Below are 25,357 nucleotides of genomic sequence, written 5' to 3'. Positions count from 1 at the left end.
CCTTGGGATCGCTCGCGGCCGCGGGAGGCACGGCTCACGCGGAAGCGGGTCAGGACACCATCAGCATGCTGAAGCAGGAGAAGACCCAGTGGTGCTGGGTCGCCTCCGGGCTGACCATCGCCAAGTTCCAGGGCTTCGGCTCCACACAGACGGACTTCTGCAACCGGGCCCAGCCTTCCTACGGCTGCAACAACCAGCCCGCCACGCTCGACGACATGGCCAGGGGCTGGAGCAGTCTCGGCATGGCCCACACCGGTTCGGGCCTGAGCAGCGCGGCCACGTTCAACCAGGTGTACACCGACGTCAAGGCGGCCCGGCCGATCGGTGCCCGCATCGGGTGGACGTCCGGTGGCGGCCACATGAACGTGGTCTACGGCTTCGACACGTCGAATAGCACGATCGCTGTGGCCGACCCGTGGCCGGACACCACCACGTACACGTGGTGGAACTACAACGACTACGTGAGCAACAGTTCGTCCAAGTGGACCCACTCCCGCATCGGCATCTCTCGCTAAGGCAGGCGACATGCGCGACACCAGCGGCACCCGAACGTCCAACAAGCGGGCGGTCTCTCGCTTCTCCCGTCTGTCCATCGTCATCTCACTGAGTGCATCCGCACTGCTGTCCGTCGTCGGTCCGGCGCACGCGGCCCCGACCAAGGACCCTCTCCCGGCCGACATCCCCGACTACCAGGCCGCCCTCAACGCCGTGAAGTCCACCGACGTCCGCAACGCCGTCTGCCGCTTCCTGCGCAGCCCGCTGCCCACCGGCGGCGCCGGCGGGCAGGTGGAGACGATCCCCGAAACGGCCGAGCCGTGCCAGGGCCTCCCGGTCTTCACGATCAAGGACCCGGTGGCGCTGAACGAGATCACCCCCGGGTTCGTCGCCGGCACCGCCCGGCCACTGCCCACCGAGGCGATCAAGCTGGCGCAGCTGGTCTCTTCGCTGAGCATCACCGTCAACGGCCGCAACGCCACCGTCATGCTCGCCCCCACCCAGGGCGGCGGCTGGCACCTGGCGGCCGTGCGCGACGGCGACAGCGACGCCGCATACGCCAGCAAGGCCACCCTGGGCACGCTGGTCTTCGTCGAGCCGCAGATCCGCGGCTGGTACCAGCTCAAGCTCACCACCGTCGAGCCCCTCAACGACCAGGCCCGGCAAGGACTGGGCGGCCAGGCGTCGGTGTCGCTCAGCGACTACCAGAAACTGGTCAAGGCCCGCTACGCCGACAAGCTCCCCGGCTCGGAATACGACACCAACGGCTACTCCAGCGGCTACGGCCTCCAGCGCAAGGCGGACGACGCCTCGTCCTCCACCCTGCTGCTTGCCAGCGGTTCCGGCACGGCACTCGCCCTCGCGGGCGGTGCCGCCTTGCTCCGCCGGCGCCGGCGCGCAAGCACCCGCTGAACCCGACCCCGTACACCCCCTCGCTCCGCCCCGGCAGCCAGCCGGGACGGAGCGAATCCCCGTCCGGCCGCACCGTCGGCACGAACATGCGGTGTCCGTCACCCCGGCACACACGTGCCGGGATTCCAGAGGGCACCCCGCGCTCGCCGTCGCCGTGACGCCGAGGGCCAGCGCGGTGATGTAAGGGCGTGATGCGGTCGCGGTGCCCCGGCAGCGCCGGGGACGACGAGGCGGCTGAGCGGCCATCACGCCGCTACCGAGTGGCGGTGCTGCCGCCCGTCACGTTCAGTACGCCCGCGCCCGTGGTCTTGGTGAGCTTGGCGGGCAGACCGCTCGCGGGCTCCAGGCCTGCGTTCAGCTTCGGTGTCCAGTTCACGGCCGTCGCGATCTTCTTGCTGGAGTGCTCGGCGTTGTACGCGGCGACGAGGTCGGTCACGGCGCCGTTGACCAGGTTGCCGCTGCCCGCCACCGCGCCGGTGCCGTCGCCGCTGAGCAGTTGCGAAGTCTTCCGGCCGCCGGACAGAGCCCAGTAGTTGTTCTGGGCGACGATCTGGGCGTTGGCCCGGGAGTTGATGCTGTAGCTGTGGGCGTAGCCGTTGAGCGTCGCCGTGTCGTAGTAGTTGTCGTACAGGTGGATCTGGCCGACCCGGGCGAGCGGGGCGCGCTGGACGATCCCCTGGAACAGGTTGTGATGGAGCGTCACCCGGAGCTTGGTGTCCTTGTCGCTGCTGCCGATGAGCATGGTCTTGTCGTGGTTGGTGAACCGGTTGTACTCGACGGTCACGAGGTCGGAGGCGTTGGTGATGTCCAGGGCGCCGTCGTGGACCTGGTACTCGCGGCCGAAATAGGACGGGTTCGAGCTGTCGTAGTGCGGGCCGTCGCCGAACGTGTTGTGGTCGGCCCAGACGTGCGTGGAGCGGCGCACCGAGACCGCGTCGTACTGGGAGTTCCAGTTGCCCGTCGAGCCGTCGGTCGGATCCCACTGGGGGAAGCAGTCGCGGGTGTCACTGAAGCTGAGATTGCGGATGATGACGTTGTCCGCGTTACTCACCTGGAGGCTGCCGCCGACGATCGCCGCGCCGGAGCCGGGCACGCCGACGATCGTGGTCTTGGAGGGAACGTTCAGGACCACGCGCGCGGCCTGCCGGGCCTGCGCCGCGGCACGCGCCGATTCCTGTGCGCCGGAGGGCAGTTTGGAGCGACCCCAGCTGGCTGGGTCGTAGGCCTTCAGATACGCGTTCAGCGAGTAGCCCGTGCCGGCTGCGTAGTCGGCACAGTTGAGGGGCTTGCCGGAATCGTCGGTGTTGGCGTTGACCACCCCCTTGATCTGGATGATCCGCGGGGTGCCGGCAGGACCGGCCTTGAGCGCTTTCGCCAGCTCGGCGCGAGTCGAGACGGTGAAGGTATGCGCCGTGTCGGCGGCCTGTCCGCCAGTGGTGCCCGAGCCGCTGGCAGCCCAGCCGTCATTGATGGGCAGTACTGCGTGCGCGAGGTCGACGGTGGCGGCGCCTGCACTCACGGTCAGCGGTACGGCCGCGAGGCCGGCGGCCACGAGGGAGGCGGCGCCGATCAGGGCCACGCGCTTCCGGGCGGGTGAGCGGCGGTGGGATGAAGCAGACACGTGATGTCGTTCCTTCGGTGAGACGGGCTGTCAGTGCTTCAGTTGCCGCCGCTGCTCGAAAGGTTGCCGTCGTCCTGGAAGGAGCCGTCACTGGCAGCCGGAAGACCACTCCGGGTGGCGATCAAGAGCCGGGCCTGGCGGAGACTCTCACACCGCCACCCCAGATCTCGCCTGCCACTCCCGGTTCATCAGCGTACGCACTCGCGGGTCCGGGCTGCTGTGTCCCGGTCAGCGTCAGCGGCCCTGAGCGCGGAGGCATTCCTTCGCCCGGATAGCCGAACGCGCGGCACGCCCGACGCGCGCAGGCGTTCGAGCAGGTGGTGCGAGACCTTCTTGGTGCCGCCCGTGTGCTCTCCTTTGCTCTCGTCAGTGGGTGGGTGCCCCGTGCAAACGGGCCGACCCGTAGGAGTGGGCCTCGCCGTCGGCCCGCGCCTGCCCGGCCCCGGCGGCTGTTCACCCGCCGGTCGGCAAAACCCTCCGGCGCACCGGGGCCGGGGCGCGGGCGTGGGAGAAGAACCGCCCGAAACGCGTCATCCGGGGCCACCGCGGGAAGGGCTCAGGTATGCCGGAAATGATCAGCAGCTTCGCCACCCATGTCGCTCGGCGCCGGCGCGAGCCGGTCGCAGTCCAGGCCCTGCGCTCCACCGCGGCGGCCGTCATCAGCTACGTCGTCGCGCTCCAGCTCAGCAGCGAGCCGAGCCCCCTGACCGCCCCGCTGACCGCTCTGCTCGTCGTCCAGGTCACCCTCTACTCGACCTTGACCACCAGCATCCGGCGGGTGAACTCGGTGATCGTCGGCGTCCTGATCGCCATCGGTTTCAGCGTGCTCGTGGGCCTCACCTGGTGGAGCCTCGGGCTGCTCATCCTGGCCTCCCTGGTGGTGGGGCACCTGGTCCGCGTCGACGAGTTCGTGCCCGAGGTCGCGATCAGCGCCATGCTCGTGCTCGGCGTCACCCAGGTCGCAAACACGGCGTGGGACCGGGTCCTGGAGACGCTGATCGGCGCGGCGGTCGGGCTGCTGGTCAACCTGCTCCTCGCGCCACCCCTCTGGGTCGACTCCGCGGGCGCCGCGATCACCGACCTCGCCACCCGTATGAGCCGACTGCTCGATCACCTCGGCGAGGAGCCCCCCGGACCGGCCAAGGTCGAGCAGGCCGCGGCCCGGCTGCACGAGGCACGCCGGCTCGACAACGACATCGCGCAGGTCGATGCCGCCCTCCGGCAGGCGGAGGACAGCCTCCGGCTGAATCCGCGGGTCAAGGAGGGTCTGCTCTTCCGGCTGGTGCTGCGCACCGGACTGGACACGCTGGAGATCTGCGCGGTGGTGCTCCGCGTGGCCTGTCGTACGCTCACCGACCTGGCCAAGGCCCGCCCCGACGGTCCGCTCTTCGGACCCGAGACCACGAGCGCGCTGCAGCAGGTGCTGCGTCACACGGCCATCGCCGTGGAGAGCTTCGCCCAGCTGATCACCGCGCAGGTCAGCGCCAACGCCGAGGAGGCGGAGGCCCGCCTGACTGCGGAGCTGACCGTGGCCGGGGCGCACCGCGACCGGCTCGCGCACCTGCTGCTGGCCGATGCCCGCAAGGATCCGGCGCTCTGGCAGTTGCACGGTGCGCTGCTCGCCGAGATCGACCGGGTCCTCGACGAACTGGGCGTGGACAAGCGCTCTCAGCGCCTGCTGGAGGAACTCGACCACCACACCCGCACCCGGCCCACGGGCGGCCTGGGAGGACGACTGCGCGGGCTCCTGCGCGGGCGAGGCGGGGTCAGCGACGAGAGCGAGCTGTCGAATTAGCGTCCGCCCGTGAGCGGGGCTGCCCGAGGCGGCCCGGGCAGGCGCAGCCTGCGCTGGCGGGCATGGCCGTTTACCCCGCCCGCATGCCACGGAGGCGGCCTGGCTGATCTGCGGCCGATCCCAGGGGCAAGGAGTCGTTGGCGATGGCCACGGTGGGCTGGGGTCGCCGTCGCGGAGGCCGCCGTCCTGGGGCGCTGAGGTCCTGCTCTGTCAGACGCCACGAACCCGGTGCTCGTTTCTGGTCAGAAGGCGGAGTGGGCGAACCAGTGGGCGAGCAGGTCCCGGTCGCCGAGGAGGTGGAAGGCGTCGGTCCGGTGGTCCAGGCGGCCGTAGAGGAGCAGGAGGAGGTCGGCCGCCGTTCCCCGGACGGTGGCCTCCGCCGCGTGGGGGTCGGCGCTGTCAGCGACCAGGGCGAAGCCATCGGGGCGCAAGCCGACCAGCCAGTTGCCGTCGCCGTCTGTGGTGCTGAAGCGAATGGCCCGGTCAGGGGCGCGCAGTTGAGCGGTCAGCGGCGCGAAGGAGGAGGCGAACGGCAGGTTGGTGAGGAACTCGTCGATGCCGTCGATCGCCAGTACGCGGTCGACGTGCGGTGAGAGCCCCAGTGCGAGTTGGGCGTCGACCCGGTGGACGAGGGTCTCGAAGAGCATGCGCCGAACCCAGAACCGGGCGTGCTGGTCGACTCCCCAGGCCCACATCGGTGCGTCCAAGTCGGTGACGGCGAACACCTCGACGGCTTCCGCTGCGCTCGCGGCCAGCCAGTCCGGGAAGGCGTCGCGGTGTTCTGGCAGGCGCAGGTCCACCACGCGGCTGGTCGGCGGTTGCTGGATGCGCTGGCGAAGCAGCTCGGTGAACCAGCGGTGCACGCTGCCGACGTGCCGCGTGAGATCTCCGAGAGTCCAGCCGGGGCAGGTGGGCACCGGGGTGGAGAGGTCGGCTGCCGTGACCGTGGCGACGAATGCGGCGGCCTCGGCTGCGACGGCCGCTCCGTGCTGGGCGGGGTTCATGTATGTGCCCTTCCTCTGATGGTGCTGCCCCAGGCGGTGAGGATATTTAAGGAGGTGGATGGTTTACCTCTTTAAGTAATGCGAAGGTAATTCGCAAGCGTCGAGGATGTCAACTTCTGGTCCCGGCTCAGCCCCGGCGGTGTGCCGCGCGAATCCACTCGGACCCTCGCCCGCTGCTCCCACCAACGCTCCGCCAGGCCAAGGAGGCCCCCGTCAGCGAGCGAACGCAGGTCGAACCCGGCGAGGGGGCCTGCCAGCCGGTCGCGGATCGTGCGGAGGTTGCCCGCGACGTAGTCCGTCAGCGCATCCCGCCGGGGGGCGCCCGGCGCCGTCGCGGTACGCGGCGATGTCACCGTTCCGGCGCGGGCCGGCCAGGTACCGTTCCAGCGCGGCCTCGTCGTGGAGCGGGGCCCTCAGCTCGGTTCCTGGGCGATCACCGCGTCGACTTCCACTTCGACGAGCCAATCGGGTTCGATGAAGCGGGAAACCTCGACGAAGGTGCACGCGGGCCGGACAGCAGCGAATCGCTCACCGTGCGCCCGCGCGGCCTCCTTCCACTGCGTGACGTCGGTCAGCATGACGCGGGTCCGCACAACGTCCCCGACCGAGGCCCCTGCCTCCTGCAACGCCCGCACGGCGATGTCCAGGCACCGCGTCGTCTGGGCGTAGACATCGCCAGGTCCAACGGTGCAACCGTCGTCCCCGATCGGAGCCGTCCCCGCTACGGCTACGTACGTTCCTGCCCGCACCGCGCGGGAGAACCCGATCTGCGGTTCGAGTGGTGACCCCGAGCTGACCATCTGCCGCGCCTCTTCCATCCCGTCATGGTGCCAGAACCGCAGCGCCGGCTTGCGTGATGGATCACGTACGATTTACGAGAGCGGATGTCTGAATCCTTCCCTGCGGGCCGGCCGGGTTTTCCCGCTGCTGTTCGACCTCTCCCCCAAAGAGCTAAGGGACTTGTGTCCACCGCTGGCGGACTTCCAGGCCGTATCGCTGCGCGAGGTCCAAGACGTGCGGAGGCTTACCGAGAAGCTCGCCCTGGACAGCAGGAGGCTGCTGCCCGACCGGTTCACGGGAACCGTCACCTACAACGAGAACATCACCGGTTCCCGAAACTTTCAAATGCCGAAAATCTTCGACCAGTACCAACCCGAGCTGTTTCTGGTCGGCAACAACCTCAACTTCCTGCTCAATTTGCACAACAACACCGAAATGTTCGGCGCACTGCTGGACTCCCTGACAGAGAGTCCGTCGAAGACGGTCCGCATCCTCGTAGCCGACCTGTGGGACGAGAAGATCCTCTACACGTACAACAAGGTCGTCTTCGGTAGCGCCCTGTCGGAATTCGTAGGTCTGGACGACGTGCTGACCAACGCGGAGTCGAGTCTGTACCTCGATCGCTTCATCGCCGAACGGGTCGACAGCGAGGTCCCTCAGCGGCTGCGCAGGCAGCTCACGATCAAGAAGATCGGCCTGCTGGTCGCCCTCGACTCTGCCTGCCCTGCCATCGGCCCCGACGTTCCCCGGCAATGTAGGACAACCTGAACCCGGCGCGCACAGCGGCGGGCAGCTCAGCGAACAGATAAATCGGTTGCCTGTCGGCGATGGTGGTGGATGCAATGTCCGGCATGGTCACCCAGGTGCGCGCCGCCATGGCGAGACGCGATGAACGCGTACTGCCGGGCCGTGCCACCCGGTGATCCGGCCAAGCTGCAACCGAATCACCGCACGGGAGAAGCCACCGCATGAGTACGCCACCATCGCCGCCTGCCACGGCGCGGACTGCCGGGTCAGCCGTCCAGATCGGCGCTCTCGTTCCGCTGACTCGGCCTGGCTGGGTCGAGGCAGGCCGGCACTTGCTCGCCGGACTCGAGCTGGCCGTTCGCGAGGTCAATGACGCCGGCGGGATCGACGGGAGACCACTCGAGCTGGTGGTCCGAGACACCGCGGCTGATCCACAGAAGGCTGCGGCGGCCGTGGATGAATTGGCTGGCCTGGGCGTGGCTGCCCTGGCGGGTGAGTATCACAGCGTCGTCGCTCGCGCCGCTGCCGCCAGGGCCGACGCCCTCGGCCTGCCGTTCCTCTGCTCGTCAGCGGTTATCGACGCGCTCACCGAACAGCCCACGCGATGGGTCGCGCGCCTCGCCCCGGCGCAGTCGCACGGCTGGCAGATCTACGCGGACTTCCTCCTCGGCGCGGGCCACACTCGCATCGCCGTAGCCGCCGAGTCGAGTGTCTACTGGGCATCCGGGGCCCGCATCCTGCGGGACCACCTCACTCCACGCGGCGGGGCCGTCATCGAACTCGACATGCGCGCGCTCACCCCCACGGCCGTGTGCGAAGAACTCGTCGACAAACGCGCGACAGCTCTCCTGCTTCTGGTCGGCCACCCGGAGCCGGCAGTACCGATCGTCAAGTCCGTCCGCCGCGACCAGCGCCTCGCCGACATCATGATCGGCGCTCCGGCCGGGCAACCGGAGTTCGCCGAATGGGCGACTTTGCTGGGCGACGACAGCACCGCGATCCCGTTCTTGCGCTACCTGCCCGAGCGCCTCAGCCCACTCGGTGCACGAGTCGAGACGGCCCTCCGCGAGCGGCTGGCCGAAGCGCCTTCCTTCGTCGCTTTCGAGGGCTACGACACGGTCGCCGTACTCGCCGACGCACTGCGTTCTCACGGCGCGGACCGGGCACGCACGGCCGACTCCTGGCCGCGCGTTGCAGTCGAAGGCACCCGCGGGCAGATCCGGTTCTCCCGGACGCCAGGCATCAGCGTGTGGCAATGGGCTTGGGCGCCCGTCCAAGTCGTTGATCGAGATCCGGCGGAACCCGCTCGCTTCCGGATCCTTCACACCAGCTGAGGGAGCACGGCGGTGCGACTGCTCGGATCGGTCAGAAGTTGAGGTTGCCGACGCTCCACAGCGGCACGCGCTCGAAGAACGTGACCGCCTCCTCACGCCACCGTGGCCGCCAACCGGCGGCCACCGCCGAAGCCTGCTCGGCGCAGCGCCGCATGTCCGCCTGCATCCTGACCGTCACACCACAGCGTTCACCGATCTCCCGGACAGCGGCGATGGTTTCCGGCGTGCAGGACGGGTCGCCGAGTGCGGCTTCCACCACCCCACGATCGGCGCCACTCGCCAAGGACAGCAGAGCACTGACCGTGTAGCTGTGCTTCCCGTCGCGGATGTCGATGCCGGTCGGCTTTCCCATGGTGGCCGCGTCCCCGAACAGGTCGAGATAGTCGTCGCGCATCTGCCCGCACATCCCGACCAGACGCGCGTACCGGCGCAGTTCCCGCTCGAAGTGCGCCGGCTGCTCACCCGCGGCCAGCAGTCCGAGTTGCAGAGGCAGGAGGATCGAGTAGCGGGCGGACTTGTAATCGGCGACGCAGTGCAGGACGTCCTCGTCCGGGGTGGCCGCGAAATCGCGCTCCAGGTCGATGATCTGGCCCACGAACGTGTCGGCTGCCGCCCGCGTCTGTGCCTCGACCATGGCCTGCCGCATCGCGACGGGGACCTTCGCGTCCAGCAGTACCTGCAGAGACAGGGCGAGTGCGAGGTCGCCCGCGAGCACGGTCAGTCCAAGGGCCGTCTGCGGGTGGCGGGGGAACCGCTCGCGGTAGGCGTAGTAGGTGGAGGGGCCGCCCCGGCGGGTGGGACTGTCATCTATGAGATCGTCGTGCACCAGACCGTGGGTCTGCAGCAGCTCGATGCTCAGCGCTGCGGCGTCCAGTCCTTCGACCGGATCGGCAGCGACCAGGCGTGCCGCCTCATGAAGCAGGACGACCCGCATCCGCTTCCCGCCGCGCAGGGAAAGATCCCGCAGCAACTCCAGACATTCCGGGGCGAAACGGCTGAACGTCGGGGCATCGAGCCGGGCACTCAGCGCGTCGAAGTAGTCCTCGAAAAGCGTGTTGAACCGGCGCTCGTATCCGGCGATGCGCTCCAGCGCCTGCTCGGTCATGGCGGATTCTTTCCAATAGGTGACACCCGGCTGGCGATGCGCGACCTGATGGCGGTGCCCCGACGCAGCGGCGTGATGTCAGGAGGTGTACTGGAGGCGGTGACCGCCGTCAGCCGGCGGCGCACGGTCTGCAGCCAGCGGGAAATCAACCGCGTCCAGGGCTACAGAGCCCCATCGTACGGGAGGTGATCATCCACCCGGTCTGCTCCTGGGCCCAGTCGCCTGCAGTACGTCCCCGACCTCCGCCGACCATGTACCGGTGCAATGACCGCGACCGTGACCGCGCCAAGTGGAACCAAGGATAAATCCGAACCGCCGTACGCCCGGCCGCATAAGGTGAGCCCCCATGGAGACACGTGTGCGGCTGGAGCCGTGGGGCGACGGGGACTTCTGGCTCCTGGAGCGCAAGAACGAGCCCGTGATGACCGAGTACCTGGGCGGCCCCGAGTCCCCACAGAAACTGGCCGACCGGCAGCGCCGGTACGAGGCCATGAGCGCGCGGGAGCCCGCCGCCGGGCGGATGTTCCGCGTGGTGCTGGAACCCTCCGGGGAGAGCGTCGGCACCGTCGGCTTCTGGGAGCGCGACTGGCAGGGCGAGCCGGTCTACGAGACCGGCTGGGGGATCCTGCCCGAGTTCCAGGGGCGGGGGCTGGCGGTGGCCGCACTGACCGAACTCCTGGCGTACGTCCGCACCCACGGCACCCGCGCCACCATCCACGCCTTCCCGGGCACGGACCACGCGGCCTCCAACGGGGTCTGCCGCCGGGCGGGACTCGAATGCCTCGGCGAGGTCGACTTCGAGTACCCGCCCGGCGTCCCCCACCCGAGCTACGCATGGTGCTACCGGCTGCCGCCCAGGCCTCCGTCGGGATGATCCCGCCGCGTGGCAGCCGCTTCTTGTCCGGGAGCACCGCGAGGACCGCCGCCCTGTCGTCGCCGGGAGACGCGTACACCACGTGGGGCTCGAGGGACCAGGTCTGATCGATCCCCCGCTGCGGGTGCCCGGTCGGGGCTCGTGCAAGATGGCGCTGCCGACCGGAACCCTGGTCGACTTCAAGGCCGAGGGGGACCCATGCCGACCGCTGAACGCCGGCCGACGGCGCCGACCGCGACCTGGGGTTCCGCCCCGCCCCGGCGCCATGGGAAGTGGCTTGCCATCGCCGGTTGCACCGGAGCCCTGGGCTGCGCCGCATCCGTACTCCTGGCCATTCTCTTCGCGCCGGTGGCGGCGCTGGTCACGTTGATCGGCATGGGGCGCATCTGGGCCCCTGGAGCTCCGGGCGACGCCATCGTGCTGACGAGTGCAGAGCTCGCAGGAGTGTGGAGAGACGAACAGGGCGGCAGCCTTGTCCTGGCCGGGGACGGAACGTTCAGCGCCTCGTCCGCCTGTGGTGACTACATCGACCCGGAGAGCAAGGCCGGCTCCGGCTTCGGTCTCACCCCGGTCAAGACGGGTACGGGGACCTGGGACCTCGAGTCGGGATCACCGATCGAGGGCGGGCCAGCGCAGTCGACCGTTCGCATCGAATTCGGCCCGGGCGGCGTGGGCACCGAGTACGAGGCGACCGGCACGATCGCGGCCCCGACGCTCTGGACGTACATCGGTGATCCCGACAGCGGGGAACGCTGCATCCTGAAAAAGGAGACCACGGAGGAAACCACGCGATGAGCGAGGAAGGCCCGGACTCGAGCCTCCGCCGCCCGCGGAGCCCGTCTTCCTGACCCGCGAGGCGGGCCACAGCCTCCGGGGCGGGCTGCTCACGCTCGCTCGATCCCTTCCAGGAACGGGACGATCGCATCCATGAAGTACTCGTTCCGATCGCCTGCCACCATGTGCCCCGCGCCGGCCACATCGACGCGCCGCGCGTGGGGAACCCCATCACAGAACTCCTCGGCGATGTCTTCACGCACCACATCGCTGATCCCGCCACGGACGAGCAGGATCGGCGCGTCGGTGTGACGCGCGGCGTCGAGGAGACGCTCCGCCATACCAGGTGGATCCATCCGGCCCTCGAAGCTGTCCAGCATCCGGGGGTCCCAGTGCCAGACCCAGCGCTCGCCGTGGCGTCGCAGGTTGTTCCGTATCCCCTCGGGGTCGTCCGAATGTGGGCGATGCGGCAGGTGGGCGGACACCGCCGCGGCCGCCTCCCCCACGCTGGTGAATCCGTCCGGCCGGCGGCGCATGAACTCGACGATCCGGCGAACCCCGCGGGGATCCGGCCGATGGGCGACATCGACAAGCACCAGAGCGCGAATCGCCGCCCTGGGCGCCTCTCCGGCGGCGAGCAGCGAACTCAGGCCTCCGAGCGAGGCACCGATGAGCACGGGCCGGTCGCCGAGGCCGGCGACGAGCGCCCGGACGTCGTCGGCGAACAGGTCGAGGTCGTAGTCACCATCGTCTGACCATTCGCTGGCGCCGTGCCCCCTCAGGTCCGGGGCGATGACCCGCCACCCCCGTGCGGCCAGCCGAGGGCCGGTCCGGTCCCAGGCGTGGCGCGTCTGGCCGCCGCCGTGCAGCAGGACGAGCGGCGGCGAGGACGCCTCGCCCCACTCATCCGTCGCGAGCAGGATCCCGCCGTGGCCCTCGAAGCTCCGGGGCCGTGGCCTTGCGCCGGCCGTCATACGGCGCCTCGTGTTCGCAGTGGCGCCAGCAACTGCTCGCGGTAGGGATCCGCGGCCGCGGCGGCGAGTGCGACGTCCAGCGCGAACAGGGCACGCGCCAGGAACCGGTCGTCATCGATCAGGGCGGCGACCCACTGGTGCAGCGCACCCACGCAGGCGGTGGCGACAACGATGGCCAACGCGTCCGTGTCGATGTCGGCGCGCAGGAGGCCCTGTGTCCGCGCATCCGCCATGGCCTGGCGGAGCTGGGTGAGCGGACTGTGGTCGAGCACGAGGCCGCTTTCCTCCCACTCACGCACCATGCGACGCGAGACGACCGGGTCGCCGACGAGCAGCCGGACGGTCGATCCGACGACCTCCTGCGGGTCTCCGGCTCCGGCTCCGGCTCCGGCTCCGGCTCCCAGAGCCGCCAGGTGGCGCTCGAGTTCATCCATGAAGCCGACGGCGAGCGCCTCCCAGATCTTGTCGCGCGGGCCGATCAGGTTGTACACGGTGGCCGGGGCGACCCCTGCCCGCTCGGCGATGCGCTCGGTAGTGATCACCGATTCCGGGCTGTCCCGCAGGAGTTCGCGCGTCGCATCGAGGATCCGGAGCCGTCGCTGGGCCTTGTGCTGTTCACGCAGCCCCTTTTCGACCGTCTGCATACGCGCGCACCCCTTCGCTAAAACTTAGAGAGCTCTCTAAATTTAGAGCGGCCCCTGGATGCGGTCAAGCACTGCGGAGGCGTACTTCCTTGCGCGGCCGGGCTCCTGCATCATGGCCCGGCACCGGAGTTCACCCGCGCGGGCCGCCCCGCGACCCGCTACCGACCGCGACCCGGAGGTCCGTGTGCCGGCCCACGACCAGGCAAGGCGCGACGAGCTGTACCGCGACCCGTACCCGCTCTACGCCCGCGCCCGCCGGGCCGAGGGGCTGACCTACGTACCCGAATTCGACGCGTGGCTGGTGGCCCGGGACCAGGACGTACGGGAGGTGCTGCTGCGCGCCGAGGACTTTTCCTCCGCCAACGCCCTGCTGCCGGACATCCAGCTCTCGGAAGCGGCGCTCGGTGTCCTGCCGCGGGGGTTCGCACCGCGTCCCACCGTCGTCGCCACGGACGGCGCCGAGCACAAGCGACACCGGGCCGTGCTGAACCGCGGACTGTCCGGCGCACGCGTGACTGCCCTGCTGCCGTACGCCCGGCAGTGCGCGCGGGAGCTGGTGGACGGCATCGCGGCGGACGGCTCGGCCGAGCTGGTGGAGGCGTACGCCCAGCGGCTGCCCGGGCAGGTGGTCGGCCGGCTCATCGGGCTGGACCCGGCGGACGTGCCCGCCGCGGTGCACGGCGGGTACCGGGCCGAAGAACTGCTGTTTCGGCCGATGCCGCCGCAGGCGCAGGCGGCCGCCGCCGAGGACGTCGTCGCACTCCAGCACCTGCTGGACGGATACGTACGCGACCGGCGCGCCGCTCCCCGGGACGATCTGTGCTCGGCGATGGTGGCGGCGCTGGCTCCCGGCGCCGGCGAACTCACCCTGGAGCAGCGCCACGAGCTGGTGGCGAACCTCCAGAACCTCCTGATCGCCGGATTCCTCACCACCAGCGCGATGATCGGCAGCACTCTGCTGCATCTGCTGCGCGACCGGCCGCAGTGGGAGATGCTCTGCGCCGATCCGGCGCTCGTACCGGCCGCCGTGGAGGAAGCGGCACGCTACGACACGGCCGTACAGGCCTTCCGCCGCACCGCCACCCGGCCGGTGTCGCTCGCCGGCACGAAGCTCCCTTCCGGCGCCAATGTGCTGGTCGCCTACGGGTCGGCCAACCGGGACGAGGACCGGTACGAGCGAGCCGACCGGTTCGACATGAGCCGCCCCGCCGGTCACCACCACCTGGCCTTCGGCCACGGGCCCCACGGTTGCCCCGGCTCGCAGTTGGCCCGTGAACAACTGCGCCTGACCCTTGAACTGTTCACCCGTCGGCTGCCGGGCCTGCGCCTGGATCCCGACGCTCCCTCGCCGACCATGCGTCCCACCTTGATCCACCGCTCACCGCAGACCTTGCACGCGACGTGGTGAACACCTCCCGCGCGGAGCCTGTTCAGCCAGGAGCCGCTTCCGAGTGAACGTCCGCGTTCGCATGGCGCGCCGTGGGTGTCGACGGGGGGCCCGAGGTGACGATTCGGGGCGTACATGTCGTTCATGCCGTTCATGTCGTTCCGGCGACGTGACGCGAGCGCGCAGAGGGGTTCCCGTGTCCACAGAGGAGAACAAGGGGCTGGTTCGCCGGTTCTATCGGGAGATCGACGAGGGCAATCTGGATGCCATGGACGAACTCGTGGCCGAGGACTACCAGGACCACTCGCCGCCGCTGTTTCCGGGGATCGCACCCGGCCGCGAGGGTCTCAAGCAGGCATTCCGCCTGTTCTGGGACGCCACACCCGGAACCCACGAGATCGAGGACCAGATCGCGGAGGGCGACAAGGTCGTGACTCGGCTGACAGCTCGTGGAGTGCACGAGCGGGACCTCCCAGGCATCCCTGCCACCGGTAAGCCGATCACGATGACCGCGACAGTGATTCATCGCATCGAGAACGGCAAGCTCGCCGAAAAGTGGGCGGAGAAGGATCTCCTCGGCTTCCTTCAGCAGCTTGGTGTCATTCCGGCGCCCGGCGGGGCACCGGAATAGCCCGGGGCGGCACTGCGATCCGAGCGGGCCTGTCAGTCGGACGGACGCGCCGCAGTCGCGGGGGCGGGCTCAGGTCTGGCACTGCTTCGTGGATGCGGGAGACCAGCCGCTCCAGGCAGCGCCGTCGGCCCGGGCATGCACTCGGATCTCGACCTTCACGGGGCCGCATACGCGGGTCGTGCTCCCCACCTCGACAGGGCCGATGGTCTCGCCGGCCGGGACGTAGGCGCGACCGCTGCCCAACTTCTCCCAGTGACCACCGTCGACGACGCGAAAGAATGCCTCGTAAGAGACATTCACTCCTTTCTTTCCGGCATTGCGCGCCTTGATGTACGACGTGATCTCCCGAGTGGGGAACCTGCCGGCGGATCCCCGCTGGGCACTGATGCAGCCATTGACGGCTACACGACCGGTCGACACACCTCCGCCACAAGCGACTGCTGCGGCGTGAGCGTTGGCCGGGATGGTCAGCACGGTCAGCGCGGCTGCGCCCAGGATCGTTCCGATACGCCTTGGATGCAACGTTCCGTCCCCTTCTTTGAGCCTGTTTTCCTTGAACAGACCATGGCTCGCCTCGGAACACGACGTCACACCGAGTTTTTCGCCCAAATGGGTGCAGGTACTCACAGGCCCCCTCCCCACTCGGCCCACTTATACGACGCATGGGTACGAATGGGTGACCTGGGCGGACAGTGATCGTTAAGGACGCGTCCAGGTCAGCAGAGGCACTCGCGTGCCGGTGGGGTAGGGGTGTTGCATGGCGACCTTGTGTCGGCCGGCCGTGTCCGTTCCGGAGCACGTCATCACCATGGAGGAGACGCTCGAGCTCGCACGCTCGCGGCATGCCGGCCACCCCCAACTGGGCCTCGCGCTACGCCTGATCGAGAACACCGGGGTGCGGACCCGGCATCTCGTGCAGCCGGTCGGCGAGACGCTCGCGCACCCGGGCTTCGAGGAACGCAACAGGCTGTATGCGGCCGAGGCGAAGTCCCGCGTACCGCTGGTCGTGCGGCGCGCGCTCGAGGACGGCGAGCTGCGGGCCGCGGAGATCGACGTGATCATCTATGTGTCCTGCACCGGTTTCATGATGCCTTCGCTCACCGCCTGGCTGATCAACACGATGGGATTCCCCTCCCATACACGGCAGTTGCCGATCGCTCAGCTGGGCTGCGCGGCAGGCGGGGCGGCGATCAACCGGGCACACGACTTCTGCACGGCCTATCCGGGGGCGAACGCGCTGATCGTGGCATGCGAGTTCTGCTCACTGTGCTACCAGCCCACCGACATCGGTATCGGATCGCTGCTGTCCAATGGCCTGTTCGGCGACGGCGTGGCCGCCGCGGTCGTCCGCGGCACCGGTGGCCACGGCATCCGCCTGGAGCGCAACGCCTCGTACCTCGTCCCGGGGACGGAGGACTGGATCGCGTACGACGTACGGTCCACCGGCTTCCACTTCCTGCTGGACAAGCGGGTGCCGGGCACGATGGAGCCGCTCGCCCCCGTGCTGCGCAACCTCGCCGAGGGGCACGGCTGGGATGCCGAAGACCTCGACTTCTACATCGTGCATGCCGGTGGGCCGCGGATCCTGGACGACCTGAGCACCTTCCTCCACGTCAAGCCCGAGGCGTTCCGCCACAGCCGGGCCACGCTCACCGAGTACGGGAACATCGCGAGCGCCGTCGTACTGGACGCTCTGCGCCGGCTGTTCGACGAGGGCGGCGCCCCCGACCAGGCGCGCGGCCTCCTGGCCGGGTTCGGCCCGGGCATCACGGCCGAGATGGCGCTGGGCCGATGGAGCCGCACGCCGTGACCCGTACGGAAGGAAACCCGATGACCGGCTACTCCCCCGCCGCCGCCCCATCGGCGGCGGACAGCGGGCTGATCGTGCCCCCCGGCGAGGGACGTACCCTTCGTGCCGCTGCCCAGCATGTGACCTTCAAAGTGACCGGCGCACAGTCACGCCTCGCATCGAGCTTCGAGGTGCTCGTGCCACCGGGCTTCGACGTCGGTGCGCACGTCCACGCGCGCAGCGAGGAACTCTTCTACGTCCTTGAGGGCGAGCTCGATGTCCTCGCCTTCGAGCCGCGTGTGCGCACCCCGGACGGCTGGCGGGGATGGCAGTCGCCGAAGGGTGAGCGTGTGGTCCGCGCCACGCCCGGCACGGTCATCCTGGTTCCGCCGGGCTGCCCGCACGCCTTCGCCAACCCCACCGGCGTCCCGGCCCGGATGTTCTTCCAGTCGTCCCCGCCCCCGGACCACGAGCGTTATTTCGAGGAACTCTTGGAGATCCTGTCCGCCGACGGGCCCGTGGACCACAGCGCCATCGCCGCGTTGCGCTGCCGCTACGACATCGAGCAGCTCACACCGCTGCGCCATGACCAGCCGGCGAGGAGCCAGTGATGCAGGACGGAACCGCCCCCTTGTACGAGGCGTCAGAACTGGCTGCGCTCGACTTCGACCCCTTTCTCCGCGAGGCGTTGGGGCAGGCCGAACCGGTCATCCGGGTGCGGCTGCCCCACGGAGCCCCGGGCGAGTGCTGGCTCGCGACACGGCACGACGCGGTCCGGTTCGTCACGTCCGATCCCCGGTTCAGTCGCGACATCGTCGGCCGGCCGCTGCCCAGCATGAACAGGTACCTCGTCCCGCTGGACCGCGCGGTCAGCTTCGTCGACCCGCCCGACCACACCCGCGTCCGCTCCGTGGTCTCCTCGGCGTTCAACCGCTTCGCCATGGCGGCCCTGCGCCCGCGCGCCCAAGCCGTACTCGACGAACACATCGACGCCATGGTCGCGGCCGGGCCGCCCGCCGACCTCGTCCGACACGTGACCTCCCCGTTCCCCCTGCACGTCATCGGAGCTCTGCTGGGCGTGCCGGAGGCCGACCGGCCGCGCCTGCGCACGTGGGCCGACGCCATCCTCACCCGGGCGAAAGACGAAGCGGGGGTCGAGCGCGCCCGGCAGGCCAAAGAAGAAGTCCGCGCCTCCTTCCTCGAACTGGCCCGCGAACGCCGGCTCCGGCCGCAGGACGACCTCATCAGCGAACTGGGAGCCGCAGTCGAGAGCGGCAGGATCGAGGAGGAAGAACTCCTCGCACTGGCCACGCTGATGGGAATCAACGGCTGGCACGCGGTACGCAACCACACCTCCAACATGGTCTACCTCCTGCTCACCGACGACAGCCTGAGGAGCCGGCTGCGGTCCGACCCGCACGCCGTACCGGCGGCCGTGGAGGAACTGCTGCGCTGGATCCCCCACAAGCACGGCGTGGGGCAAGCCCGCATCGCCACCGAGGACGTCGAGGTGGGAGGCGTCCTGATCCGCCGTGGCGAGGCCGTCTACGTCTCCTACGTGGCAGCGAACTGGGACGAACGGTGCTATCCCGCGCCGCACCGGATCGACATCGACCGCAAAGGCCCGCCCCACCTGGCCTTCGGCTACGGCCCCCACCATTGCGTGGCCCCCTTGCTGGCCCGCGTGGAAGCCGAACTGCTGCTGACCACCCTCATCACGCGCCTCCCCGACCTGCGGCTGGCCATCGATCCCGGCAACGTGGCCTGGCAGAAGGACGTACTCATCCGAGGACCGGTGGCACTACCGGTCACCTGGTAGACCGGCCGGCGGCCGGCGCGCGATGCGCGTTTCGCGGCCTACAGGCTGCTCGCCGCCTCCACGCTGTCGGCGACCGGGAACAGGTCCCGGGCCTCCGTGAGGTCCAGGAGCCGGCCCAGCTGAGGGGGAACCGGGCCTGCCAGCACCAGGCGGCCCGTGCGCAGCAGGAGCAGCATCTGGTTGAGCATGGAGGAATCGGCGAAGGCGACCTGGCTGACGTCCAGGACGATCCTGCGTACGTCCGGGTCGGTGGCGGCCTGCGCACCGGACTCCCTGAGCGGCTGCAGCGTGTCCTGGTCGAACTCCCCCACGCACACGATGACGCGGACTCCGTCCTCGTCCGGCCGTACCCGTACCTGCTGCTCCACCTGTACTCCCTCGCATCGTTTCAGCGCGGCTCGTCCCCGGCCCGCCGCCCGCCACCGTCCCGAAGGCTACGCGCCCTCGGGACGGTCAGTGGACCCGGACACCGATGAGGCAAGTGTCGTCGTCCGTGTCGGAAGTGCTGTAGGTCAGCAGGTTGTCGAGGCACTTCTCCAGGGAGACCGCGGGGCGTGCTGCCACGGCGAGCAGTTGGGCCAGGGAGTCCGTGACGGAGGCGTCCCGGCGTTCGACGAGGCCGTCGGTGTACATGAGCAGGATGTCCTTGCGTTCCAGCTGTACTTCTTCTTCCGCGTACGTGACGTCGGGAAGGGCTCCGAGGAGCGTGCCCGAGGCGAGGGGGAAGGCCCGGGCCTGCGTCCCCCTGACCAGGACCGGGGGCAGGTGGCCCGCACGCGCCCAGCGCAGGAACCGGGTGTCGGGGTCGTAGATCCCGCAGACGGCGGTGGCCGTCAGATGGCTGGTGAGGTGGTAGGTGACGGTGTTCAGCCAGGAGAGCAGTTGCGCGGGGCCGGCGCCGGTGACGGCCAGGCCGCGCAGCGCGTTGCGCAGGACGACCATGCCGGTGGCCGCCTGGATGCCGTGGCCGGCCACGTCCCCGACGCTGATGAGGATCTTCTTGTCGGGCAGCACGACCGCGTCGTACCAGTCGCCGCCGACGAGCGATTGCGACTCCGCCGGCCGGTAGCGGACGGCGATGCGGATGCCGGGGACCTCCATGGCGGCCGGGGCGGGGGGCATGATGGCCTGCTGGAGCTGCAGGGCGAGTCTGGTCCGGTCCGCGGATTCGGCTTCGCTGCTGGCGAGTTGGTCCCGCGTGGCCGCGAGGGCCACCTCCGTCCAGTGCTGCGCCGAGACGTCCTGGCAGGCGCCGCGTACGGAATGCAGGCGTCCCTGCTCGTCAAGGACGGGTTCGGCCACTATCCGGATGTGGCGTGTGATGCCGTCGGGGCGCCGCAGCCGGAAGTCCACCGACGACTCGCGCAGCCGGTGCAGGAGCGTGCGCAGGAACCGGCCGATGGAGTTGACGTCGTGGGGGTGGGCGTGGTCGGCCAGCTCCTCCAGGGGTACGGGGGCGGCGGTGGCGGGCAGCCCGAACAGGCTGAACAGCTGGCCGTTCCAGGTGATGGCGCCGGTGCGGACGTTCTCCTCGAAACCGCCGACCCGGCCGAGACGTTGCGCGTGCTGGAGGAGGCTGGCCAGCCGTGCGGTCTCGTCCTCGACCTTCCAGATGAGGACGAGGGCGGAGCCGTGCCGACTGATGCTGACGTCGGCGACCGAGGTGAGGGGCACCTCGTCGACGTAGGCCGTGAGCGTCGTGCGCGGCGCGCGGCAAGGTTCGCCGGTCGCATAGACCCGCTCCAGCTTGGAGAAGAGGCCACCGGTCTCCGCGGCGGCCGGGTAGGCCTCGAGGAAGTGCGCGCCGGTCACGAGCGAGCGGGGCCGGCCGGCGGGGTCCACGAAGCGGCTGTTGGTGTGGTGGATGCGGAAGTCGGACAGCCGGCCGCCCGGGTCGAGGTGGGGGGTGAGGATCAGCACGGGGTCGTGGAGGTGGTCGGTGAGGTCTGTCAGTTCCGCGACACCCGCCAGGTGCGAGGCCTGCGCGGTGGGGGGCGGCACGTCGGCGGACTGGTCCCCGAGCGTGTGGGCGCACAGTTCGGCCATGGCTTCCAGCTGCCGCAGGATCTGAGGAGGCTGCGGGGCCAGCCGGCCTGGCCAGCCGACCTCGAGCACCCCATGGATGCGGCCACCGGTTCCGGCCGGGACCATGATCCGCCCGCCGTCGGGGTGCTGGCGCCGGCCGATGGTGGGGATCCCCGCGTCGGAGAGCCCGGGCACGACCGCGAGTTCGCGGCTGTGCAGGGCCAGTCGGGCGCAGGTGGCCACCTCCGGCGGGACGTAGCGCCAGCGGCCGGCCTCCTCCTCCGTGAACCCGGCCTGGCCGACCAGGGTGAGCGAGGAGTCCGCGCCCACCAGCCAGATCGCGACCCCGCAGGCGCCCAGCGGTCCGAGCGCGTTCTCCAGCAGGGCGGTCGCGACGGCCTGGGAGTCGGTCGCCGCCAGCGCGCGGCTCTCGGCCGCTCGCAGCCGGACGGCGGGGGCGGGTTCGTCCGGGTCGCAGGGCTCGCCGCCGGCGGACCTGAGGAACTGCTCCGCGATCTCGCTCACGTGGTCGCGCGCGGCCTGGTTGATGACATCGACCGCCAGGGCCAGCACGGTGACGCCCGACTGCTCGGCCAGCTTGGTCAGCTGCCGGGAGGCTTCGGCGGGCCCGCACCCCAGCCGCCCCACGAAGATGCCCTTGGCCATTTCGATCAGCGCACGCCCGTCGGCGGCCCACTGGGCGTCCAGGGCTTCCTGGCGCAGCCGCTCCACGGTGGCGGCGAGCCGTCCCACGTCGCCCGCCTCCGCGGTGCGGTGCGTCACCTGCGCTGCCGTCCGGCGCGCGGCCGGGACCTCCGGCCCCCGGCTGCGGGCCCGCGCGGGGGTCGGGGGCTGGGGCGCCCCGGGCTCGTCGTGTGCGTCGTTCACCGGACCTCGGCCTCGTCCGTACGCGCGGCGGGGACGGGAAGGAGCCACTGGCGGATGCGGGCGATCAGGTCGTTCGCGTCGACGGGCTTGGTGACGTAGTCGCTCGATCCGGAGGCGATGCTCTTCTCGCGGTCGCCGGGCATGGCCTTGGCGGTGACCGAGATGATCGGCAGGTCGGCGTACCGGGGCATGTTCCTGATCTCGGCGGTCGCCGCGTACCCGTCCAGTTCGGGCATCATGACGTCCATCAGGATCAGGTCGACGCCCGGGGTGCTCATAAGGGTCTCGATGCCCTTGCGGCCGTTCTCGGCGTGCAGGACCCGGATGCCGTGGAGTTCGAGAATGCCGCTGATCGCGTACAGGTTGCGCGGATCGTCGTCAACGACCAGGACGGACCTGTCCGCGAGGCTGGCGTCGACGTAGGGGTGTTCAGCCGCGGCGACTTCGGCTTCCGGCCGTACGAGGGGCAGGACGTCCCCGAGGCGGTCGACCGACAGGTGCAGGGTGATCCGTTCGCGGAGTTCGTCCAGGCTGGAGAGCACTTCCAAGGGCCGGCCGGTCGCGTACCGGGCGATCTGCTCCTGCTGCTCCCCGGTCATGCGCCGGTTGTCGTGGGCGAGCACCGGCAGGGCGGCCAGGGCCGTGTCTCCCGCGAGGGCCTGGAGGAAGCTCAGGGCCTCTCCGTTGGAGCCCAGTTCGAGGACCACGCAGTGGAACGGGGCCTGTGCGAGGACGGCGGCCGCGTCCGCGGCGGTCGTGGCGGTGAGGACCTCGACCTGTCCCGACGGGCCCGCGGTCACTCGTCCCGCGACCAGATCGGCGGCGGCGCTCTCGGCGACGAGGCTGAGGAGACCGTTGCTGCGCTCCTCGATCACCAGGAGCCGCCGGGGGTGGCGCTCCTGCGGCCCGTCGCCGCGGCCGTCGCCCGGCCGGCCGCCGGCGGCGGTTTCCTGCGCCGCGGGGGCCTCCACGTCCCGGTCGGTGGCGTCGGGGCGCGATACCGGCAGGTACAGCGTGAACCTCGATCCCGTGCCTGGCGTGCTGGTGGCCGTGACCACGCCGCCGAGGAGCCGGGCGATCTCGCGGGTGATGGACAGACCCAGGCCGGTGCCGCCGTACTTGCGGCTGGTCGTGCCGTCGGCCTGCTGGAACGCGGCGAAGATGACCTCCAGTTGCTCCTCGGGGATCCCGATGCCCGTGTCGATGACCTCGAAGGCCACCACCGCACCGGCCCGGGTCAGCTCCGCGGGGAGCTCCGCCGCGTTCGCGGGCGCGATCCGCACCTGGACCCGGCCGCGTTCGGTGAACTTCACCGCGTTGGAGAGCAGGTTGCGCAGGATCTGCTGCAGCCGGGCGTCGTCGGTGATCAGTTCCAGCGGTACCCCGGCCGAGGTCGTGATCTGGAACTCGAGGCCCTTTTGGGTCGTCAGGGGCCGGAAGGAGGCTTCCACGTAGTCGAGGAGCCGCTTGAGCGACACCCGCTCCAGGTTGACGTCCATCTTGCCCGCCTCGACCTTCGACAGGTCGAGGATGTCGTTGATGAGCTGGAGGAGGTCGGAGCCCGCCGAGTGGATGATGCCCGCGTACTCGACCTGCTTGGGGGTGAGGTTGCGGGACGGATTCTGGGACAGGAGCTGGGCCAGGATGAGCAGGCTGTTGAGCGGGGTGCGCAGCTCGTGGCTCATGTTGGCCAGGAACTCCGACTTGTACTTCGAGGCCAGGGACAGTTGCTGGGCCCGGTCCTCCAGTTCCTGGCGCGCCTGCTCGATCTCCAGGTTCTTCGTCTCGATGTCGCGGTTCTGCGTGGCGAGGAGGGCGGCCTTCTCCTCCAGCTCGGCGTTGGACCTCTGGAGTTCGTCCTGCTGGACCTGCAACTGCTCGGAGCGGGCCTGCAGTTCACCCGTCAGACGCTGGGACTCGCCGAGCAGTTCGTCCGTGCGGACGTTGGCGACGATGGTGCTGACGTTGACACCGACCGTTTCCATCAGGCGTCCGAGGAAGTCGCGGTGGACGGGGGTGAAGGAGTTGAAGGAGGCGAGCTCGATGACCCCGAGGACCTGCTCCTCGACGAGGATGGGCAGCACGATGAGGTTGGCCGGAGCGGCCCCGCCCAGCCCGGAGGAGATCAGGTAGCCGGGCGGCACGTTGCCGGTGGTGAGGATGCGGCGGCTGCGGGCCGCCTGCCCCACGAGGGTCTCCCCGTTCCGTACCCGCAGGGGTGCGGTGGGGCTGTCGGCGGGCCGCCCGAACGACCCGATCAGGGTGAGCCACGTCGCGCCGTCGATCTCGTCGGCGAGGTAGAAGGCTCCGTAGCTGGCGTCGACCAGGGGGGTCAGTTCGTCCATGACGCGTTCCGCGACGGCGGCGAGATCGCGATGCCCCTGCATCAGGCCGGAGATCCGGGCCAGGTTCGACTTGAGCCAGTCCTGTTCCTGGTTGGCCCGGGTCGTCTCGCGCAGCGAGCCGACCATGGAGTTGATGTTGTCCTTGAGCTCGGCGACCTCGCCGGAGGCGTCCACCGTGATCGACCGGGTGAGGTCGCCCTCGGCGACCGCGCTGGCGACCTCGGCGATGGCGCGGACCTGACGGGTCAGGTTCCCGGCGAGCTCGTTGACGTTCTCGGTGAGGCGCTTCCAGGTGCCGGAGACGCCCTCGACCTCGGCCTGGCCGCCGAGCCGTCCCTCACTGCCCACCTCACGGGCCACGCGGGTCACCTCGGCGGCGAAGGAGGACAACTGGTCGACCATCGTGTTGATGGTCGTCTTGAGTTCGAGGATCTCGCCCCGGGCGTCGACGTCGATCTTCTTGGAGAGGTCGCCGTTGGCCACCGCCGTGGTGACGAGGGCGATGTTGCGGACCTGGCCGGTCAGGTTGTTCGCCATGGAGTTGACGTTGTCGGTGAGGTCCTTCCAGGTCCCGGCGACGTTGGGGACCCGGGCCTGGCCGCCGAGCCGGCCCTCGGTACCGACCTCGCGCGCGACACGGGTGACCTCGTCGGCGAAGGCGGACAGGGTGTCCACCATCGTGTTGATGACCCCGGCCAGGGCCGCGACCTCGCCCTTGGCCTCCACGGTGATCTTCTGCGAGAGGTCGCCGCGGGCCACCGCCGTCGCCACCTGGGCGATGGAGCGCACCTGGCCGGTCAGGTTCGACGCCATCACGTTGACGTTGTCCGTCAGGTCCTTCCAGGTGCCCGACACGCCCCGGACGGTCGCCTGGCCTCCCAGGTTGCCCTCGGTGCCCACCTCGCGGGCCACGCGGGTGACCTCGTCGGCGAAGGCGGAGAGCTGGTCGACCATCGTGTTGATGGTCTCCTTCAGCTCCAGGATCTCGCCCCGGGCGTCGACCCGGATCTTCTGCGAGAGGTCACCCTGCGCCACCGCGGTGGTGACCTCGGCGATGGAACGGACCTGCGCGGTGAGGTTGTCGGCCATGAAGTTCACCGAGTCGGTCAGGTCCCGCCAGGTGCCCGACACCCCCTTCACGTCCGCCTGCCCGCCGAGCCGGCCGTCGGTGCCCACCTCCCGGGCGACCCTGGTGACCTCGTCGGCGAAGGCGGAGAGCTGGTCGACCATCGTGTTGATGGTCGTCTTCAGCTCCAGGATCTCGCCCCGGGCATCGACCCGGATCTTCTGCGAGAGGTCACCCTGCGCCACCGCGGTGGCGACCTCGGCGATGGAACGGACCTGCGCGGTGAGGTTGCCGGCCATGAAGTTCACCGAGTCGGTCAGGTCCCGCCAGGTGCCCGACACCCCCTTC

The 25,357-nt window shown here is 69.9% G+C and carries 22 protein-coding genes; 12 read left to right on the top strand and 10 right to left on the bottom strand.

Annotated features, from left to right (window positions below; translation table 11 throughout):
- Positions 1 to 2: 2 nt before the first annotated feature.
- Both ACFWBF_RS17690 and ACFWBF_RS17685 read left to right on the top strand, forming a co-directional pair.
- Positions 3 to 515 (top strand): papain-like cysteine protease family protein, encoded by a 513-nt coding sequence (locus ACFWBF_RS17690; protein ID WP_385602121.1) that lies wholly within the window; start codon positions 3 to 5, stop codon positions 513 to 515.
- A gap of 10 nt (positions 516 to 525) precedes the next feature.
- The gene (locus tag ACFWBF_RS17685; protein ID WP_385602118.1) at positions 526 to 1,407 is read left to right on the top strand and encodes a hypothetical protein; all 882 of its coding nucleotides are present in this window, start codon (positions 526 to 528) and stop codon (positions 1,405 to 1,407) included.
- Positions 1,408 to 1,660: 253 nt separating this feature from the next.
- Here the strand turns inward: ACFWBF_RS17685 and ACFWBF_RS17680 are convergent, their stop codons facing one another.
- On the bottom strand, positions 1,661 to 3,028 hold the full coding sequence (locus ACFWBF_RS17680; RefSeq protein ID WP_385602115.1) for a polysaccharide lyase family 1 protein: 1,368 nt from the start codon (positions 3,026 to 3,028) through the stop codon (positions 1,661 to 1,663).
- A 562-nt stretch (positions 3,029 to 3,590) separates the two neighbouring features.
- On the opposite strand from ACFWBF_RS17680, the gene ACFWBF_RS17675 reads away from it, so the two are divergent.
- Positions 3,591 to 4,823: an aromatic acid exporter family protein gene (locus tag ACFWBF_RS17675; RefSeq protein ID WP_385602112.1), complete on the top strand. Its 1,233-nt coding sequence runs from the start codon at positions 3,591 to 3,593 to the stop codon at positions 4,821 to 4,823.
- A 242-nt stretch (positions 4,824 to 5,065) separates the two neighbouring features.
- Here the strand turns inward: ACFWBF_RS17675 and ACFWBF_RS17670 are convergent, their stop codons facing one another.
- Both ACFWBF_RS17670 and ACFWBF_RS17665 read right to left on the bottom strand, forming a co-directional pair.
- Positions 5,066 to 5,827 carry a maleylpyruvate isomerase family mycothiol-dependent enzyme gene (locus ACFWBF_RS17670; RefSeq protein ID WP_385602109.1) on the bottom strand — a complete coding sequence of 254 codons (762 nt, stop codon included), beginning with the start codon at positions 5,825 to 5,827 and terminating at the stop codon, positions 5,066 to 5,068.
- Between the two features lie 413 nt (positions 5,828 to 6,240).
- Positions 6,241 to 6,627, bottom strand: coding sequence for a RidA family protein (locus ACFWBF_RS17665; protein WP_385602204.1), 387 nt, complete (start codon positions 6,625 to 6,627; stop codon positions 6,241 to 6,243).
- Here ACFWBF_RS17665 and ACFWBF_RS17660 point away from each other — a divergent pair.
- Positions 6,515 to 7,375, top strand: coding sequence for a hypothetical protein (locus tag ACFWBF_RS17660; protein ID WP_385602209.1), 861 nt, complete (start codon positions 6,515 to 6,517; stop codon positions 7,373 to 7,375). The genes ACFWBF_RS17665 and ACFWBF_RS17660 overlap by 113 nt on opposite strands.
- A gap of 200 nt (positions 7,376 to 7,575) precedes the next feature.
- Positions 7,576 to 8,688 carry an ABC transporter substrate-binding protein gene (locus ACFWBF_RS17655; RefSeq protein WP_385602106.1) on the top strand — a complete coding sequence of 371 codons (1,113 nt, stop codon included), beginning with the start codon at positions 7,576 to 7,578 and terminating at the stop codon, positions 8,686 to 8,688.
- 31 nt (positions 8,689 to 8,719) lie between these two features.
- Here the strand turns inward: ACFWBF_RS17655 and ACFWBF_RS17650 are convergent, their stop codons facing one another.
- The gene (locus ACFWBF_RS17650; RefSeq protein ID WP_385602103.1) at positions 8,720 to 9,793 is read right to left on the bottom strand and encodes a polyprenyl synthetase family protein; all 1,074 of its coding nucleotides are present in this window, start codon (positions 9,791 to 9,793) and stop codon (positions 8,720 to 8,722) included.
- Positions 9,794 to 10,139: 346 nt separating this feature from the next.
- On the opposite strand from ACFWBF_RS17650, the gene ACFWBF_RS17645 reads away from it, so the two are divergent.
- Positions 10,140 to 10,667: a GNAT family N-acetyltransferase gene (locus ACFWBF_RS17645; RefSeq protein ID WP_385602101.1), complete on the top strand. Its 528-nt coding sequence runs from the start codon at positions 10,140 to 10,142 to the stop codon at positions 10,665 to 10,667.
- A 348-nt stretch (positions 10,668 to 11,015) separates the two neighbouring features.
- Positions 11,016 to 11,462 (top strand): hypothetical protein, encoded by a 447-nt coding sequence (locus tag ACFWBF_RS17640; protein WP_385602097.1) that lies wholly within the window; start codon positions 11,016 to 11,018, stop codon positions 11,460 to 11,462.
- 89 nt (positions 11,463 to 11,551) lie between these two features.
- On the opposite strand, the gene ACFWBF_RS17635 is transcribed toward ACFWBF_RS17640, so the two are convergent.
- A complete protein-coding gene (locus ACFWBF_RS17635) occupies positions 11,552 to 12,415 on the bottom strand; it encodes an alpha/beta fold hydrolase (RefSeq protein ID WP_385602094.1) in 864 nt (287 codons plus the stop codon).
- A complete protein-coding gene (locus ACFWBF_RS17630; RefSeq protein ID WP_385602092.1) occupies positions 12,412 to 13,059 on the bottom strand; it encodes a TetR/AcrR family transcriptional regulator in 648 nt (215 codons plus the stop codon). The genes ACFWBF_RS17635 and ACFWBF_RS17630 overlap by 4 nt, the downstream gene beginning before the upstream one ends.
- A gap of 184 nt (positions 13,060 to 13,243) precedes the next feature.
- On the opposite strand from ACFWBF_RS17630, the gene ACFWBF_RS17625 reads away from it, so the two are divergent.
- Together ACFWBF_RS17625 and ACFWBF_RS17620 are read left to right on the top strand one after the other, a co-directional pair.
- Complete coding sequence (locus tag ACFWBF_RS17625; RefSeq protein ID WP_385602089.1) at positions 13,244 to 14,467, top strand: cytochrome P450; 1,224 nt, start codon at positions 13,244 to 13,246, stop codon at positions 14,465 to 14,467.
- A 175-nt stretch (positions 14,468 to 14,642) separates the two neighbouring features.
- Positions 14,643 to 15,077, top strand: a complete 435-nt coding sequence (locus tag ACFWBF_RS17620) for an ester cyclase (protein WP_385602086.1) — start codon at positions 14,643 to 14,645, stop codon at positions 15,075 to 15,077.
- Positions 15,078 to 15,146: 69 nt separating this feature from the next.
- On the opposite strand, the gene ACFWBF_RS17615 is transcribed toward ACFWBF_RS17620, so the two are convergent.
- Positions 15,147 to 15,704 (bottom strand): hypothetical protein, encoded by a 558-nt coding sequence (locus ACFWBF_RS17615; RefSeq protein ID WP_385602083.1) that lies wholly within the window; start codon positions 15,702 to 15,704, stop codon positions 15,147 to 15,149.
- Between the two features lie 130 nt (positions 15,705 to 15,834).
- Between ACFWBF_RS17615 and ACFWBF_RS17610 the strand changes: the two genes are divergently transcribed.
- Genes ACFWBF_RS17610 through ACFWBF_RS17600 form a run of 3 tightly spaced genes read left to right on the top strand, consistent with a single transcriptional unit; the run spans position 15,835 to position 18,685 of the window.
- Positions 15,835 to 16,887 (top strand): type III polyketide synthase, encoded by a 1,053-nt coding sequence (locus tag ACFWBF_RS17610; protein ID WP_385602080.1) that lies wholly within the window; start codon positions 15,835 to 15,837, stop codon positions 16,885 to 16,887.
- Between the two features lie 20 nt (positions 16,888 to 16,907).
- Positions 16,908 to 17,477 carry a cupin domain-containing protein gene (locus tag ACFWBF_RS17605; protein WP_385602201.1) on the top strand — a complete coding sequence of 190 codons (570 nt, stop codon included), beginning with the start codon at positions 16,908 to 16,910 and terminating at the stop codon, positions 17,475 to 17,477.
- Positions 17,477 to 18,685: a cytochrome P450 gene (locus tag ACFWBF_RS17600; protein ID WP_385602077.1), complete on the top strand. Its 1,209-nt coding sequence runs from the start codon at positions 17,477 to 17,479 to the stop codon at positions 18,683 to 18,685. The genes ACFWBF_RS17605 and ACFWBF_RS17600 overlap by 1 nt, the downstream gene beginning before the upstream one ends.
- Before the next feature lie 38 nt (positions 18,686 to 18,723).
- On the opposite strand, the gene ACFWBF_RS17595 is transcribed toward ACFWBF_RS17600, so the two are convergent.
- The 3 genes from ACFWBF_RS17595 to ACFWBF_RS17585 all read right to left on the bottom strand — a co-directional run.
- The gene (locus ACFWBF_RS17595) at positions 18,724 to 19,053 is read right to left on the bottom strand and encodes an STAS domain-containing protein (RefSeq protein ID WP_385602074.1); all 330 of its coding nucleotides are present in this window, start codon (positions 19,051 to 19,053) and stop codon (positions 18,724 to 18,726) included.
- Positions 19,054 to 19,138: 85 nt separating this feature from the next.
- Complete coding sequence (locus ACFWBF_RS17590) at positions 19,139 to 21,598, bottom strand: SpoIIE family protein phosphatase (RefSeq protein WP_385602071.1); 2,460 nt, start codon at positions 21,596 to 21,598, stop codon at positions 19,139 to 19,141.
- On the bottom strand, positions 21,595 to 25,357 hold a 3,763-nt coding region (locus ACFWBF_RS17585; protein ID WP_385602068.1), incomplete at its 5' end, for a HAMP domain-containing protein. The genes ACFWBF_RS17585 and ACFWBF_RS17590, both read right to left, overlap by 4 nt.

Source organism: Streptomyces sp. NPDC060028 (assembly GCF_042736725.1).
Classification (GTDB): domain Bacteria; phylum Actinomycetota; class Actinomycetes; order Streptomycetales; family Streptomycetaceae; genus Streptomyces.
This window is presented reverse-complemented; position numbering and strand designations above follow the sequence as displayed.